The 15,679-nt window shown below is 62.5% G+C and carries 16 protein-coding genes and 1 riboswitch; of the genes, 9 read left to right on the top strand and 7 right to left on the bottom strand.

Translation table 11 applies throughout. The features are described 5' to 3' along the window. Window positions 1–39: 39 nt before the first annotated feature. Together mqo and APH33_RS23720 are read right to left on the bottom strand one after the other, a co-directional pair. Window positions 40–1,545 carry a malate dehydrogenase (quinone) gene (gene mqo, locus APH33_RS23715; RefSeq protein WP_054887479.1) on the bottom strand — a complete coding sequence of 502 codons (1,506 nt, stop codon included), beginning with the start codon at window positions 1,543–1,545 and terminating at the stop codon, window positions 40–42. Window positions 1,546–2,150: 605 nt separating this feature from the next. Continuing rightward, window positions 2,151–2,384 carry a hypothetical protein gene (locus APH33_RS23720; protein ID WP_054887480.1) on the bottom strand — a complete coding sequence of 78 codons (234 nt, stop codon included), beginning with the start codon at window positions 2,382–2,384 and terminating at the stop codon, window positions 2,151–2,153. 145 nt (window positions 2,385–2,529) lie between these two features. Between APH33_RS23720 and APH33_RS23725 the strand changes: the two genes are divergently transcribed. Beyond that, a complete protein-coding gene (locus APH33_RS23725) occupies window positions 2,530–3,114 on the top strand; it encodes a YajG family lipoprotein (RefSeq protein ID WP_054887481.1) in 585 nt (194 codons plus the stop codon). Between the two features lie 171 nt (window positions 3,115–3,285). On the opposite strand, the gene APH33_RS23730 is transcribed toward APH33_RS23725, so the two are convergent. After that, a complete protein-coding gene (locus tag APH33_RS23730) occupies window positions 3,286–3,492 on the bottom strand; it encodes a hypothetical protein (RefSeq protein ID WP_054887482.1) in 207 nt (68 codons plus the stop codon). Between the two features lie 161 nt (window positions 3,493–3,653). On the opposite strand from APH33_RS23730, the gene APH33_RS23735 reads away from it, so the two are divergent. Further along, window positions 3,654–3,914 carry a hypothetical protein gene (locus APH33_RS23735; protein WP_054887483.1) on the top strand — a complete coding sequence of 87 codons (261 nt, stop codon included), beginning with the start codon at window positions 3,654–3,656 and terminating at the stop codon, window positions 3,912–3,914. A gap of 33 nt (window positions 3,915–3,947) precedes the next feature. On the opposite strand, the gene APH33_RS23740 is transcribed toward APH33_RS23735, so the two are convergent. Then, entirely contained in the window at window positions 3,948–5,117 is a 1,170-nt protein-coding gene (locus tag APH33_RS23740; protein ID WP_082433693.1) for a 1-acyl-sn-glycerol-3-phosphate acyltransferase, read from the bottom strand. Between the two features lie 124 nt (window positions 5,118–5,241). Here APH33_RS23740 and APH33_RS23745 point away from each other — a divergent pair, with 124 nt between their 5' ends. From APH33_RS23745 to APH33_RS23760, 4 genes are all read left to right on the top strand, one after another. Continuing rightward, window positions 5,242–5,424, top strand: coding sequence for a CPXCG motif-containing cysteine-rich protein (locus tag APH33_RS23745; protein ID WP_008096588.1), 183 nt, complete (start codon window positions 5,242–5,244; stop codon window positions 5,422–5,424). Continuing rightward, a complete protein-coding gene (locus APH33_RS23750) occupies window positions 5,424–5,684 on the top strand; it encodes a putative signal transducing protein (RefSeq protein ID WP_054887485.1) in 261 nt (86 codons plus the stop codon). Before APH33_RS23745 ends, APH33_RS23750 begins: the two co-directional genes overlap by 1 nt. Before the next feature lie 15 nt (window positions 5,685–5,699). Beyond that, window positions 5,700–6,320 (top strand): SOS response-associated peptidase, encoded by a 621-nt coding sequence (locus tag APH33_RS23755; RefSeq protein WP_054887486.1) that lies wholly within the window; start codon window positions 5,700–5,702, stop codon window positions 6,318–6,320. A gap of 78 nt (window positions 6,321–6,398) precedes the next feature. Next, complete coding sequence (locus APH33_RS23760; protein WP_054887487.1) at window positions 6,399–7,214, top strand: M48 family metallopeptidase; 816 nt, start codon at window positions 6,399–6,401, stop codon at window positions 7,212–7,214. A gap of 38 nt (window positions 7,215–7,252) precedes the next feature. Here the strand turns inward: APH33_RS23760 and APH33_RS23765 are convergent, their stop codons facing one another. From APH33_RS23765 to APH33_RS23775, 3 genes are all read right to left on the bottom strand, one after another. Continuing rightward, complete coding sequence (locus APH33_RS23765) at window positions 7,253–7,834, bottom strand: TMEM165/GDT1 family protein (RefSeq protein ID WP_177332442.1); 582 nt, start codon at window positions 7,832–7,834, stop codon at window positions 7,253–7,255. A 17-nt stretch (window positions 7,835–7,851) separates the two neighbouring features. Next, a riboswitch (yybP-ykoY riboswitch) is annotated at window positions 7,852–8,046 on the bottom strand. A 39-nt stretch (window positions 8,047–8,085) separates the two neighbouring features. Further along, on the bottom strand, window positions 8,086–9,084 hold the full coding sequence (locus APH33_RS23770; RefSeq protein ID WP_054887489.1) for a class I SAM-dependent methyltransferase: 999 nt from the start codon (window positions 9,082–9,084) through the stop codon (window positions 8,086–8,088). A gap of 63 nt (window positions 9,085–9,147) precedes the next feature. Continuing rightward, the gene (locus tag APH33_RS23775; protein ID WP_054887490.1) at window positions 9,148–10,113 is read right to left on the bottom strand and encodes a 2-hydroxyacid dehydrogenase; all 966 of its coding nucleotides are present in this window, start codon (window positions 10,111–10,113) and stop codon (window positions 9,148–9,150) included. Window positions 10,114–10,276: 163 nt separating this feature from the next. On the opposite strand from APH33_RS23775, the gene APH33_RS23780 reads away from it, so the two are divergent. From APH33_RS23780 to APH33_RS23790, 3 genes are all read left to right on the top strand, one after another. Then, complete coding sequence (locus APH33_RS23780) at window positions 10,277–11,959, top strand: fatty acid--CoA ligase (protein ID WP_054887491.1); 1,683 nt, start codon at window positions 10,277–10,279, stop codon at window positions 11,957–11,959. Window positions 11,960–12,288: 329 nt separating this feature from the next. Continuing rightward, the gene (locus APH33_RS23785; RefSeq protein WP_054887492.1) at window positions 12,289–14,208 is read left to right on the top strand and encodes a DUF1302 domain-containing protein; all 1,920 of its coding nucleotides are present in this window, start codon (window positions 12,289–12,291) and stop codon (window positions 14,206–14,208) included. 25 nt (window positions 14,209–14,233) lie between these two features. Further along, the gene (locus APH33_RS23790; protein WP_054887493.1) at window positions 14,234–15,598 is read left to right on the top strand and encodes a DUF1329 domain-containing protein; all 1,365 of its coding nucleotides are present in this window, start codon (window positions 14,234–14,236) and stop codon (window positions 15,596–15,598) included. Window positions 15,599–15,679: the final 81 nt, after the last annotated feature.

Genomic DNA, 15,679 nt, shown 5'->3' on the forward strand with positions numbered 1-15,679 from the left:
AAAAACGCCCCGAGGGGCGTTTTTTCGTTTCAGGCCGGCTCAGGCATAGTGCTTGGCTGGGCTGTCTTCCACCAATTCCAGTGCCACATCGTTGTCGGCACTGATCTTGCGGTACAGCGCGGCATCGGTGGCCAGTGCCTTCTCGCGAGCCGGGAAGATTTCCTTGAGCTTGGCAGCCCAGGCACCTTTGGCCTGCTCGGGGAAGCAGCGCTCGATCAGTTCGAGCATGATCGACACGGTTACCGAAGCACCTGGCGAGGCGCCGAGCAGCGCAGCCAGGCTGCCGTCCTGTGCCGAGACCAGCTCGGTACCGAACTGCAGGATGCCGCCTTTCTTCGGGTCCTTCTTGATGATCTGCACGCGCTGGCCGGCCACTTCCAGGCGCCAGTCTTCGGCTCTGGCCTGCGGGTAGAAGCGGCGCAGGGATTCCAGGCGCTGTTCCATCGACTGCATCACTTCGCTGACCAGGTATTTGGTCAGGTCCATGTTGTCACGGGCTACGGCCAGCATCGGGCCGATGTTGCCCATGCGCACCGACAGCGGCAGGTCCATGAGCGAGCCGTGCTTGAGGAACTTGGTGGTGAAGCCGGCGTAAGGGCCGAACAGCAGCGAAGTCTTGCCGTCTACCACGCGGGTATCCAAGTGTGGCACCGACATTGGCGGTGCACCGACCGCAGCCTGGCTGTACACCTTGGCCTGGTGCTGCTTGACGATTTCCGGGTTGTCGCAACGCAGCCACTGGCCGCTGACCGGGAAGCCGCCGAAGCCTTTGCTTTCCGGGATGCCGGACATTTGCAGCAGCGGCAGGGCCGCGCCGCCAGCGCCGAGGAACACGAAGCGGGCGTCGACTTCACGGGCGCCGCCGCTGATGACGTCCTTGATGCTGACGGTCCAGCCGCTGCCGTTACGGCGCAGGCCGACGACTTTCTTGCTGTACTTGACCTGCGCATCGGCGCTGTCACCCAGAATCTTCAGCAGCTTGTTGGTCAGTGCCCCGAAGTTGACGTCGGTGCCTTTGGCAACGCGGGTTGCGGCGATGTGCTGGTCGGCCGGGCGGCCTGGCATCATCAGCGGCATCCACTCCTTCATCACGCTCTTGTCTTCGGTGTATTGCATCTCGGCGAAGGCGTGGTGCTGCTTGAGCAGCTCGAAGCGCTTCTTCAGGAAGGACACACCCTTGTCACCTTCGACGTAGCTCAGGTGCGGGACCGGGTTGATGAATGCACGTGCCGAGCCGAAGGTGCTCTTCTTGCTCAGGTAGGCCCAGAACTGGCGCGAGACCTCGAACTGGGCGTTGATGTGCACGGCCTTCTTGATGTCGATGCTGCCGTCGGCAGCCTGAGGCGTGTAGTTCAGCTCGCACAGGCCGGCGTGGCCGGTGCCTGCGTTGTTCCAGGGGTTGGAGCTTTCCGCGGCTCCGGAGTCCATTGCCTCGACGACCTCAAGCTTCAGGGTCGGGTCAAGCTCCTTGAGCAGTACGGCCAGGGTGGCACTCATGATGCCCGCGCCTACCAATACCACATCAACCGATTCGTTCTGCGCCATTTAACGCGTCTCCACAATCTACAGCTACCTAATTGACAGCATAGGACCACTGGGGTTGCCAGGATCGCCATGTCCGACTCTTCGCAGTTCTTGCAACTTCCGCGGACACCGCCAACCAGTCTTCGGGTTCAGTTATTGAACGCTGTCTGCCACGGGTGCGGCAATTCGACTTATGGTCAAGGTGTCGTGCGTGCGCTATGGAACGACCTCAGACACTCATCCGGAATGAGCGCTTCTGCCGCCTGTTCAGGGCTGTTCGGGACTCATCTGCCGCTTTTGCACATGCCAGACTGTTCATTTGCTCGCCACACTCTCGTGAAGTTGTGAAAAACCGTTTTTTCACGCTCTTTTGGAGACGTGAACCTCAAAAGGGGACTGCGCGATGGCAACCCACAGGTTCATGCAGTGCGAAGGGCCGGAAAAGCAGGCACGACAGCCGATGCAAGACCTGAGTGGAAGGCTCTCTGTGGGCGAAGCGGGTGTAGGTGTCGAGGTCAATCGACAGATGCGGGGCCCGATCAGGAGACGTCCTTATAATCGGGGGGAGATTATAACGATGTCGCGGGCAGAAAGGTCGTAATTCGTGGTTTTTATTGCAGCGTTTGTCAGGCTGCGAGGATGCGCTGGTGCCAACGGCGGCTTGCGCGGGCGCAAGCCCGGGCTTCGGCGGGCAATTCGCGGCCCAGCCAGGCGAGCTGTATTTCGCTGATCTGCACCCATCCACTACCGCTCGGTGCCTGGCTGCACTGCTTGAAGGCCAGGCATATGCCTTCGCCGTCCAGGCGAGCATAGGCGTTGTGACGCGGGCGTTGGCAGAGCAGTGTCCAGAGCGAGGCCATGGCGGTACGTCCTGTTCGTTTGGGCTTGGCGCAAGGATAAGGGCGCGGCCATGAAACGATTGTGACAAGCGGGTCGGACCGATGACTGGTCTGTGCCTGGCTGGGTATACTGTGGGCCTTCGCCGTATTTTCTGGAGAAACGCGCATGTTGCAACGTCTGTTGTTCGGTTTGATTGCCGTAGCCAGCCTCAGCCTGGTCGGTTGTGCCCACAGCCCGCAACAACTCAGCCCGCAACCCACGCTCAAGGCTCAGCTCGCACCGGTCGGCCACGGCCAGCCGGTAGTGGTCAAGGTGGTCGATGGGCGTGCTTCGCAGTCCCTGGGCACCCGGGGCGGCATGTACCCCGAAACCAGCACCATCAGCGTCAGTGGCAATGATGTCGTGCCCAAGCTGCAGGCCCAGGCCGAAGCCGCCGTGCGCCTGCTCGGCTTCACCCCGACGCCGAATGCCTATAACGCACCACAGCTGACCGTGACCCTGGCCGAACTGAAGTATCAGTCCCCTAAAGACAACCTGTACGTGACCGAAGCCACCATCGGTGCCACCTTCCGTGCCGATGTGCAGAATGCCAGCCGCCGCTACAGCGGCCGTTACGGTGCTTCGCTGGACCAGCGCTTCGGCATGGCGCCGAACCAGGACACCAACACCCAGCTGGTGGGCGATGTGCTGAGCGATGCGCTGACCCGCCTGTTCAAGGACCCGACCATCGGTCAGGTGCTGGGCGAATAAGCCTTACGCTGCAAACCTGAAAACCCGCTACCTGAGTGCCAGGTAGCGGGTTTTTTGTTGCCTGTGCCTGCCTCTTCGCGGGCATGCCCGCTATCACAGGGATTTCACTGATCTCAAGTACAGCGCCTTACCTGTGGGAGCGGGCGTGCCCGCGAAGAGGCCGGAACAGGTTCAAGCGGCTGCTATATGGAAATCCAGCAAGCTGATGCCGGTGCTCGCATCCACCTCCGGCAGGTCCTCGTGCACATGCCCGCCCAGCGCGCAGTAGATCAGCCACTGGCGGTCCTGGACATTGATGGCGAAACCATCGATCAACGCCTGCTGCTCATCGCTCTGAGTCACGTGATAGAGGCGATCCTGGTTTTCGGCGTGCAGCATCAACAAGCTCCGGTACGGGAAAAGGCCGATAGCGTGGCCTGTCCTGATGACGAGCATGTGACAGGATGAAATCAAGTGACACTTTGTCGCCAAGCACGGGCGGCCGGGTCGGACTTCGGTAGAATGCCGGGCTTCGCTGTGGCTATGACCGAGGTTGCGTGATGTCGTTGCAAGTGCTCTGGGGCTTTCTTTCCGCCCACCCTACCAAGCTGATCAATCTGCTGGCGCTCTTGCTGACCTGCCCAGGCGGGTTGCTGCTGCAGAGCGCACGGCGGCGTGAGGCGATTACCCGCGAGCGTCTGGCGGTGGAGGAGGGGCCGGCGGATGTGTTTGCCCAGCGCGTGCCACGCTACTACTACATCCTGGGTTTTTCCTGCCTGGCCATGGCGCTGCTGCTGTCCTGGCTCAGCACCTGGATCTGAACGTACCGGGGCCGCCAGGCGGCCCCGCTCGGGTCAGGCAACAGGCGCCTGCTGCTTGACCTGATACTGGTTGCGCACTGGCGTCGCATACTGCAACACCAGGTAAGGCCGCTGTTCCTCGGGGCAGGCGTCCAGCCGCCGTTGCCACTCTTCCCTGGCCTTGGCCAGCTCCTCTGCCGGGAACACCTTCTCGGCGCTCGGCACCTGCAGTGCCTCGTCCTTCTCGCTCCACATCGCATACGCCAGGTAATGCACCGGGAACAGGCGGTAACCGCCGAGGATCTGCCGGTCGGTTTCCTGTGCCAGCTGCTTGGTGTCCTCGTAGTACTCGGTCACTGGCGGGGCGAAGTTGATGTGCACCCGGCCCTTGTAGCCGGTGATGCCCTTGGCGATGCTGTTGTCGTCTTCGCCGGGGGCCTTCTTGTACGTGCCGGTGGTGGCGCGGATGTACAGCTCGCGGGCCTTGGCCTGGTCGCAGGGGTCGTACTCGTAGCTGATCGACACCGGGATCAGGTTCAGGCTCTGGATCACTGCACCGAACGGCTCGTCCTTGCGACTCATGTGGAACATCTTGAGGATTGCCGAATCGGTCCGGTCGTCACCGTCCTTGGCGCGGCCTTCGGCCTGGGCGATCCAGATCGACGTGCCGTCATTGCGAATCGAATGGTTGATATAGGCCGAGAGCAACTGGTAGGCCGCAAGCTTTTCCCGGCGGCCACTGATCGAGCGGTGCACGATGAAGCTCTTGTTCAGGCGCATCATGTCGCTGACGAACGGCTTTTGCAGCAGGTTGTCGCCGATGGCGATGCGCGGCGTCGGCAGGCCGGCGTGGTAGACCGCGTAGTTGACGAAGGCCGGGTCCATGACGATGTCGCGGTGGTTGGCCAGGAATAGATAGGCCGTGCCCGACTTGAGCTGTTCGACGCCGGAGTAGGTGACGCCGTCGGTGGCGCGTTCGATGGTCTGGTCGACGTAATACTCGACTTTGTCCTGCAGGGTCGATACGCAGGTGACGCCGGCGAACTCCTTGCGCAGGCGGCGGGCGATCAGCGGCTTGAGCAGCCAGCCGAGGGCGCCGGCTGCGCGCGGGAATTTGAAGTGGGTGAGGATATCGAGGAATGCCGGGTCGCTGAGCAGGCGTGCCAGAACGGCAGGGACCTCAGCATCGTCGTACGGTCGGATGGCATCGAATTCGCCCATCATGCTCTCTTGTTGGAAACGGCTAGGGTAATAAGGTAAGGGGTGGGGCCCGAAAAAACGGCTCGGGCACACTCAAGCCCTGTAAACAGACCGACAATTATACGCACAAGTCACCCCGGAGGCCGCGATGCTCGAACAAGCGTTCTACGATTGTCCTTATTGTGGTGAAGAAGTCGAAACGACCGTGGACCTGTCCGGGGGCGACCAGGAGTACATCGAGGACTGCCAGGTGTGCTGCAAGCCTATCCGCTTCGTGCTGCAGGTTCATGGCGAGGAATGGATGCTGGATGTCTACGGTGAGAACGACTGATGCGGCGGATCTACGAACCGGAAAACCTGATGGAAGCTGAAATGCTGGTGTGCATGCTGGCCAGCGAGGGCATCGAAGCGCACCTCGCCGGTCGCGACCTGATGGGCGGCGCGGGTGAGTTGCCGTTGCAGGGGCTGCTCGGGCTTGCGGTGCCCGACGAACAGGCCGAATACGCACGGCAACTGATCGATGCGTACAATGGTGCCGAGCCGCTTGCCGGTGACGAGCCGGAGAGTCATCCCGGTACCTTGATCTGCTAGGTTCTGAAATCGCCCATGTGTGGACGTTACGCCCTGTTTCGCTGGCCTCAGGCGCTGGCCAGCCTGCCGGGTTTCCCTGCCGGCCAGCCGGCCCAATGGAATATCGCGCCTGGCGCTTCGGTGCTGATCCAGCGCCTGCTCGACGGCCAGCAGCAGTTGGAAAAGGCGCGCTGGGGGCTGACCCCTGCATGGCTCACCGACCTCTCGCGCACCCCCGCTCATGCCCGGGCCGAGACCTTGGCCGAGCAGCCGATGTTCCGCGAAGCATTTCGCCTGCGCCGTTGCCTGATGCCCGCCAACGGTTTCTATGAGTGGCGCGGTACGGTGCGCAAACGGCCTTACTGGCTGACGCCGGGGGAGGGCGCATCGCTGTATTTTGCTGCCGTCTGGGAGGCCTACCCGGTACAGGACCAGGTGTGGTTGAGTTGCGCGGTGGTGACCCAGGCCGCAATGAACCAGCGCCGACCCCTGATCCTCGACCAGGCCGGCCAGGCTGCCTGGCTGGACCCGGACACACCGTTGCCACGCTTGCACGAGCTGCTCGCCAGCCCGCCGGCGATGCTGCGCGAGCGGGCCCTGGCAAACTTCGTCAACGACCCGAAACTGGACGCGCCTGAGTGCCTGACACCGGCTTAGGTAAAATCTTCCCTGCGGCTATGGCGGGTACAAGCGACTCAGCCTAGGATACGGCGCATGTAAAAAGGGAGTGTTTTCATGCGTAAGTCTTTTGTCGTCAGCCTATTGAGTGCTGGCATCCTGCTGGCCGGCTGCCAGGCGGTGAATACCACCAGTGGCGGTGCTGTCGGCGTCGACCGCCAGCAGTACATGTTCAGCATGCTTTCGACCGATGAGGTCAACCAGATGTACGCCCAGTCCTACCAGCAGACCCTCGGCGAGGCGTCGAGCAAGGGCGTGCTGGACAAGTCCAGCAACGATGCCAAGCGTGTGCAGGCCATCGCCAGCCGGCTGATTGCCCAGGCGCCCAAGTTCCGCCCGGATGCGGCTCAGTGGAACTGGGAAGTCAACGTCATCAAGAGTGACGAGCTCAATGCCAACTGCGGGCCGGGCGGCAAGATCATCGTCTACACCGGGCTGATCGATCAGCTCAAGCTCACCGATGCGGAAATCGCCGCAGTGGTCGGCCACGAAATCGCCCATGCCTTGCGCGAGCATAGCCGCGAAGCGATGTCCAAGGCCTACGGCGTGCAGATGGCGCGCCAGGGTGCGGGCGCCTTGCTTGGCCTTGGCCAGGACAGCATGGCGTTGGCCGACGCCGTGGTGAACTATTCCATGACCCTGCCGAACAGCCGCGCCAACGAGAACGAGGCCGACCTGATCGGCCTGGAGTTGTCGGCGCGTGCCGGTTACGACCCGAATGCCGCGATCACCTTGTGGAACAAGATGAGCAAGGCCTCGGAGGGGGCGCCACCTGAGTTCATGAGTACTCACCCGGCTTCGAGCAGCCGGATCGCCTCGTTGCAAGCGGCGATTCCAAAAGTGATGCCGTTGTACGAGGCCGCGAAGAAGTAAAACCACAAGGGGCCGCACAGCGGCCCCTGCTTTTCAGCTCAGCCCACCCAGCCACTGGTCTTCATCGCCGAGTACACGGCAACGATGGCCAGCACGAAGAACGCAGAAGCCGCCAGGCGACGAATCAGCGTCAGAGGGAGTTTCTCCGCAGCGAAATTACCCGCCAGCACCACCGGCACGTTGGCGATCAGCATGCCCAAGGTCGTCCCGACGATGACCAGGATCAGGTGCGGATACTGCGCAGCCAGCATCACCGTGGCCACTTGGGTCTTGTCACCGATTTCGGCCAGGAAGAACGCGATAAGTGTGGTCAGGAACGGGCCGAAGCGGCGGGCCGGATTCTCGTCATCGTCCATCTTGTCCGGCACCAGGGTCCACAGCGCGGTGGCGGTGAAGCTCGCGGCAAGAACCCAGTGCAGTACCGACTCGCTGAAGAAGCTGCCGACCCAGGCCCCCACGGCGCCGGCCGCGGCATGGTTGGCCAAGGTAGCCGCGATGATGCCGGCGATGATCGGCCAAGGCTTGCGGAAGCGGGCGGCAAGGATGAGCGCGAGCAGTTGCGTCTTGTCGCCAATTTCGGCCAAGGCAACGATTGCGGTGGGGACCAACAGAGATTCCAGCATCAGGTTTCCTACGGGGGCGGGCCGACACGGCTATGACACGTACAGCCTCCCCGCCCCGGGTAAGGTGTGCGTGTCATAGGTCTTGTCAAACCGAGGACCTGTCTGTGCAGGCCGCTGGGTCGCACGCGCCATGGCCTGTGGGCCAAGTATGTTGACGCGTACCGGGCGAGCAGGGCGCTCGCGGGAGACTACTCCCCTAGGACGGTGCGGATTCTGCCTAGCCGAAACCGTTTCGGCAAGCCCTGTTTTTAACCGCGTGTTGCCCGATAGATGCGGAAGCCATCGGCCTCGGCGCAGGTCTGGCAATTGCCCAAGGCACCTTCGATGAGCGGCTGATAGCGCAGGAAGCTGTTTGCCACGAGGCGCATTTCGCCACCTCTTCTCAGATGTTCGCCGGATTTTTTCAGCAAGTTTTCCGATGCCTGGTAGTTCGTGTGGACCCCGGTATGGAACGGTGGGTTGCTCAGGATCAGGCTCAGGTCGGCAGGTGCGGCATCGATGCCATCGCCGCTGATGACCTCGCCCTCAAGGCAGTTGGCCGCCAGGGTCAGGCGGCTGGCTGCCACGGCGAAGGCATCTACATCCAGCAGCGTGACCCGGCTTTGTGGATAACGCCGTTTGACCGTGGCACCCAGCACGCCAGCGCCGCAGCCAAAATCGAGCACATGGCCGATCGGCAGATTGTCCAGATACTTGAGTAGCAGGGCAGTGCCGCGGTCAAGGCGGCCGTGGCTGAATACCCCCGGCAGGCTCACCACCTGCAGTGGGCCGTCTTCGAGATCGAGGGTGAAGCGTTCGGCCAGGCTCTCCAGCGGTTTGGCTTGCGGCGCGTTTTCCACGGTCACCTGCCACAGTTGGCAATGCCGCGCGCTGTCCAGCTTGCGCGGCTTGCCGAACGCCTGCAGTTGTTTGGCCGCGCCTTCGATGCCACCGCGTTTTTCACCCACCAGGTACAGCTCACCGCCTGCCAGGCGCGCAGCCAGGGCGTTGAGCAGGTAGGCCGCCAGCTCGCGGGACTTGGGCAGGAACAGCACCGCCGTCTCGAAGGCTACCGACGGCACATCGACGCCGTGGTGGCTGCGCCCCGCGAAGCGGCTGTCGAGCATGGCCTGGTCGCCTGCATGCCAGGTCCAGCCAAGGGCTTGGGGCAGCTGCCCGAGCAGGCCGTCGGCGGGGGCGCCGGCGAGCAGCAGCGGGCCCTGGAACAGCTCTGCCTGGCGGAGCAATACTTCACTGCGCGGGTCCATGGACGACGCCTCCTGAAAAAGTGGCGCAGTGTAACAGAGCCGGGCGCGGGACTGAGCTGGAGCTCAGCTGACCACACGGCGCGGCTGGCCTTCGAAATAGGCCCTGGCGTTTTCGCTGAGCTGGCCGACGATGCGCTGGCGCGACTCCACCGCGCCCCAGGCGCTGTGTGGAGTGATCAGCAAGCGTGGGATGCCCTTCTCCAGCAGCGGGTTGCCATTGACCGGCGGCTCGACGCTCAGCACATCGGTGGCCGCGCCGCCGAGGTGGCCGCTGCGCAATGCGTCGGCCAAGGCCTGCTCGTCGATCAGGCCACCGCGGGCGGTGTTGACCACCAGAGCGCCCTTTTTCAGCAGCGCCAGTTCGTGGGCACCGATCATGTGCCGGGTGTGCTCGTTCAGCGGGCAGTGCAGGGTCAACGCGTCGACCTGTGGCAGCAGTTCATCCAGCGCCAGGCGATCGTCACGGGCCGGGCGGCCAGGGATGTGCCCGCTCAGCACGCGCATGCCGAAGGCTTCGGCGAGTCGTGCCACCGCGCCGCCCAGTTCGCCATGGCCTAGCAGGCCGAGGGTCTTGCCTTCCAGCTCGATGATCGGGAAATCCAGCAGGCAGAACTGGCTGGCCTTGGCCCACTCGCCGTCGGCCACCGCCTGGTTGTAGTCGCACAGGCGTGTGGCCAGGGCCAGCAGCAGGGCGATGGTGTGCTGGGCCACCGAGGGGGTGCCATAGCCCTGGCAGTTGCAGACCGTGATGCCCTGGGCGCGGGCAGCTGCGAGGTCGACATTGTTGGTGCCGGTCGCGGCTACCAGGATCAGCTTCAGCTGCGGGTTGGCGGCCAGCGTGGCGGCATCGAGCATGACCTTGTTGCTGACCACCGCGACAGCGCCCTGCAGGCGTTCGACGACCTGCTCCGGGCGGGTGGCGGCGAACAGTTCGAATTCGTCGAACTGTTGCTGCAATGGCGACAGGTCAAGGTCGCCAAGGTCCAGGGATTGGTGATCGAGAAACACGGCGCGGCGCAAGCTAGGCATCACAGGAGCTCCGATGGCAGGGCAGGGGTTGGTCCATCACTGCGCACAATGCCACTCATACCTGGCGCCGCCAAATCATTCCTTCGGCTGATTTGACCGTCACATTGAGCAACTACAGTAGATCCAGACTTGTTCGGCATGCTTTTTCAGAAAAGGGATCACCATGTTGCAGACCCGCATCATCAAGCCCGCCGAGGGCGCCTATAGCTTCCCTCTGTTGATCAAGCGCCTGCTGATGTCCGGCAGCCGCTACGAGAAGACCCGCGAGATCGTCTATCGCGACCAGCTGCGCCTGACTTATCCGCAGCTCAACGAACGCATCGCCCGCCTCGCCAATGTGCTGACCGACGCCGGGGTCAAGGCCGGTGACACCGTGGCGGTGATGGACTGGGACAGCCACCGTTACCTGGAATGCATGTTCGCCATCCCGATGATCGGCGCAGTGGTGCACACCATCAACGTGCGCCTTTCGCCCGAGCAGATCCTCTACACCATGAACCACGCTGAAGACCGTTTCGTACTGGTCAACAGCGACTTCGTCGGCCTTTATCAGGCCGTCGCCGGGCAACTGACCACGGTCGACAAGACCTTACTGATCACCGATGGCCCGGACAAGACTGCCGACTTGCCCAACCTCGTCGGTGAATACGAGCAATTGCTCGCGGCCGCCAGCCCGCGTTACGACTTCCCGGATTTCGACGAGAATTCGGTGGCCACCACCTTCTACACCACCGGTACCACGGGCAACCCCAAGGGCGTCTACTTCACGCACCGCCAGCTGGTGTTGCATACCCTGGCCGAAGCGGCGGTGACCGGCAGTATCGACAGCGTGCGCCTGCTCGGCAGCAATGACGTGTACATGCCCATCACGCCGATGTTCCACGTGCATGCCTGGGGCATCCCCTACGCGGCCACCATGCTCGGCATGAAGCAGGTCTACCCGGGCCGTTATGAGCCGGACATGCTGGTCAAGCTGTGGCGCGAAGAGAAGGTCACCTTCTCGCACTGTGTGCCGACCATCCTGCAGATGCTGCTCAACTGCCCGAACGCCCAGGGCCAGGATTTCGGCGGCTGGAAGATCATCATCGGCGGCAGCGCCCTGAACAGTTCGCTGTACAAGGCCGCGCTGGCCCGTGGCATCCAGCTGACTGCCGCTTATGGCATGTCCGAAACCTGCCCGCTGATATCTGCCGCGCACCTGAATGACGAGTTGCAGGCCGGCAGCGAGGATGAACGCGTTACCTACCGCATCAAGGCCGGTGTACCGGTGCCGTTGGTGGAAGCGGCAATCGTAGATGGCGAGGGCAATTTCCTGCCGGCCGATGGCGAGACCCAGGGTGAGCTGGTGCTGCGTGCGCCATGGCTGACCATGGGCTATTTCAAGGAGCCGGAAAAGAGCGAGGAGCTTTGGCAGGGTGGCTGGCTGCACACCGGTGACGTCGCCACTCTCGACGGCATGGGCTACATCGATATCCGCGACCGCATCAAGGATGTGATCAAGACCGGCGGCGAATGGATCTCTTCGCTCGACCTGGAGGACTTGATCAGCCGTCATCCGGCCGTGCGTGAAGTGGCGGTGGTAGGCGTAGCCGACCCGCAATGGGGCGAGCGCCCGTTTGCCCTGCTGGTGGTGCGTGAGGACAAGGCGATCGACGCCAAAACCTTGAAGGAGCATCTGAAGCCTTTCGTCGAGGAAGGCCACATCAACAAGTGGGCGATTCCCAGCCAGATCGCTGTTGTTACTGAAATTCCCAAGACCAGTGTCGGCAAGCTAGACAAGAAGCGTATCCGCCAGGACATCGTCCAGTGGCAGGCCAGTAACAGCACCTTCCTGTCTACCTTGTAAGCCCGCTCCGGGTCGCACATCACGTTGCGCGACCCGCATGCTAGAGAGGCTGAGCCCTTGCCAAACGTAAAATTTCGGCCATGCTTCAGCACGGCCGATGCGCTGCCCGGGAAACGCCGGGCCGATTTGGCAGCAGGTGCGCAAATCACACTTTAGAGGGATCAAGCACCTGAGCCTGCTGGCTATAGTCGGGCCCAGGGGATTTTCAGGAATGGGGGAGGGCGGCACGCGCAAGACGTGCCGCTGCAGGGGAAACCTGCTCACCGGTCGCTCGGGCCGTTTCTGAAAGGACTCACTGCCATAACAATAAAGTACATGGAGTAGCGTCGATGAAATCTGCAAATCCGTTCTGGCGCCGGGCCAGGTTGCCCTTGGCCGTCAGCCTTGCTTCCACGCTCGCAAGTCCTGCTTTCGCTGTCAGTTTCAACATTGGTGAAATCGAAGGCCAGTTCGACTCGTCGCTCTCCGTCGGCGCCAGCTGGTCCACCGCCAACCCCAACAAGAACCTGATCGGGGTGAACAACGGTGGCAAGGGCCTGTCGCAGACCTCCGACGACGGCCACCTGAACTTCAAGAAGGGCGAAACCTTCTCGAAGATCTTCAAAGGCATCCATGACCTCGAACTCAAGTACGGCGACACCGGCGTGTTTGTGCGCGGCAAATACTGGTACGACTTCGAGCTGAAAGACGAAAACCGCGAATTCAAGGACATCAGTGACTCAAACCGCAAGGAAGGCGCCAAGTCGGCAGGTTCGGAGCTGCTCGATGCCTTCGTCTACCACAACTACGCTATCGGCGATCAGCCGGGCTCGGTACGCCTGGGCAAGCAGGTGGTTAGCTGGGGCGAGAGTACCTTCATCGGCGGCGGCATCAATGCGATCAACCCGATCGACGTTTCGGCGTTTCGTCGCCCGGGGGCCGAGATCAAAGAGGGCCTGATTCCGGTCAACATGTTCTACGTGTCGCAAAGCCTCACCGACAACCTGTCGGCCGAAGGCTTCTACCAGATCGAGTGGGACCAGACGGTTGTCGACAACTGCGGCACATTCTTCTCCCAGCCGGACGTGATCGCCGATGGTTGCAACAACAACCTGGCGGTGCTCGCCACGAAGAACTCGCTGGCCAGCCGCCTTGGGCCGCTGGCGACCCCGGTGAACAACACCCTGGCCGCCCGGGGCGTGACCTACGGCAACCCTGACGAAGGGGTGATCGTGCGTCGCGGCGCGGATCGCGATGCGCGCGACAGCGGGCAGTTCGGTTTGGCCATGCGCTACATGTTCGAGCCGCTCAACACCGAGTTTGGTGGCTACTTCATGAACTATCACAGCCGTGCGCCAATCTTCAGTGGCCGCGGCGCAGACGCTCAGTTCTACAGCACCAGCGGTCTGGCCGGCGCGTTGGTCAGGGCGGGGGTGCCGGCCGGTGCCTTGGCCAACCTGCTGCCGAGCCTGATGCCGCTGCAGGTCGCAGGCAATTCCAGCTACTACGTGGAATATCCGGAAGACATCCGCCTGTATGGCCTGAGCTTCTCGACCACGTTGCCCACCGGCACCGCCTGGAGCGGGGAAATCAGCTATCGGCCAAATGCCCCGGTGCAGCTCAATACCACCGATATCCTCTACTCGGGCCTGACTCCGCTCAACCCCAACGTATCCGTACTGCAAGGCACTCCAGGTGCCGATCAGCCGGGCTACCGCCGCAAGGAAATCACCCAGTTGCAGACCACGTTCACCCACTTCTTCGACCAGGTAATGGGGGCTGAGCGGCTGACCATGGTTGGCGAAGTCGGCTGGACCCACGTCGGTGGCCTGGAAAGCACCTCCAAGGCGCGTTACGGGCGTGACCCGGTCTTTGGCCCGGGCCCGCTGCCCAGTGGCCAGTGCGAGGCGCTCAACACAAGCACTCTGGGCACCTCCAATGCCAACAACGTATCGCGCTATTGCGAAAACGACGGCTACACCACTGCCGATTCCTGGGGTTACCGCGTCCGTGCGATCTGGGACTACAACAACGTGTTTGCCGGGGTGAACCTGCGCCCGAGCGTGGCCTGGTCGCATGACGTCGATGGTTATTCGCCAGGCCCTGGCGGCAACTTCGAGGAAGGGCGCAAGGCGATCAGCCTGGGCCTGGACGCGGAGTATCAGCAGACCTATACCGCCAGCCTGTCGTACACCTCCTTCTTCGACGGCAAGTACAGCACCGTGGATGATCGCGACTTCGTCGCCCTCAGCCTCGGCGTGAACTTCTAAGAATACTGATCCAGGACGACACGAGATGAACAAGACCAGAAGTCTGTTGCAAGCCGGTGTACTGGGCCTGTCCCTGCTGGCGACCAGCGTAATGGCTGCGGTATCCGCCGATGAAGCGGCAAAGCTTGGCAGCACACTGACCCCGATGGGCGCGGAAAAGGCAGGTAACGCCGACGGTTCGATCGGCCCGTGGGAGCCACTGTCGAAGACCGCAGGCAGCGTCGATGCCAAGGGCTTCCTTGCCGACCCCTATGGCAGTGACAAGCCGCTGTTGACCATCACCGCGCAGAACGCCGACCAGTACAAGGACAAGCTCTCGCCGGGCCAGCTGGCAATGCTCAAGCGTTACCCGGACACCTTCAAGATCCCTGTCTACAAGACCCACCGTGGCGCCACGGTGCCTGACGATGTGTTCGCCGCGATCAAGAAGAACGCCACCGCGACCACCCTGGTCGAAGGTGGTAACGGCCTGAACAACTTCCAGACCGCCGTGCCTTTCCCGATCCCGAAAAGCGGCCTGGAAGTGATCTGGAACCATATCACCCGCTACCGCGGCGGCAGCGTCAGCCGCCTGGTGACCCAGGCAACCCCGCAGCAGAACGGCTCCTACAGCCTGGTGTATTTCGCCGACCAGTTCGTTTTCCGCGACAAGATGAAGGACTACGACCCGAACAACCCAGGCAACATCCTGTTCTACTTCAAGCAGGAGGTGACGGCTCCGGCGCGCCTGGCCGGCACCGTGCTGCTGGTGCACGAGACCCTCGACCAGGTCAAGGAACCGCGCAAGGCCTGGATCTACAACGCCGGCCAGCGCCGGGTGCGCCAGGCACCGCAGGTGTCGTACGACGGCCCGGGTACCGCGGCCGATGGCCTGCGCACCTCAGACAACCTGGACATGTACAACGGCGCACCGGACCGCTACGACTGGAAGCTCGAAGGCAAGAAGGAGATGTACATCGCTTCCAACGCTTTCAAGCTGGACGACCCCAAGCTCAAGTACGCCGACATCCTCAAAGCCGGGCACATCAATCAGGACCTGACCCGCTACGAGCTGCGCCGGGTCTGGCATGTGGTTGCGACCCTAAAGCCCGGCCAGCGGCACATCTACGCCAAGCGAGACTTCTACATCGACGAAGACACCTGGCAAGCGGCTGTGATCGACCAGTACGACGGCCGTGGCCAACTGTGGCGCGTGTCCGAGGCCCATGCCCAGCCGTACTACAACGTGCAGGTGCCTTGGTACACCCTTGAAGCCATCTACGACCTGCAGTCGGGGCGCTACCTGGCCCTGGGCATGAAGAACGAAGAGAAGCGTGCTTACGACTTCGGCTTCAGTGCCAGCAAGGCCGATTTCCAGCCAGCCGCCCTGCGTCAGTCGGGTATCCGCTAAGCTGAAAACCTGCAACTCCGTGTGACCCTCCCAGAACGCCCCGGCTTGCCGGGGCGTTTCTGTCTGGCCTGCCGATAAGGC

The sequence above is a fragment of the Pseudomonas sp. NBRC 111130 genome, from assembly GCF_001320485.1.
GTDB lineage: Bacteria > Pseudomonadota > Gammaproteobacteria > Pseudomonadales > Pseudomonadaceae > Aquipseudomonas > Aquipseudomonas vlassakiae.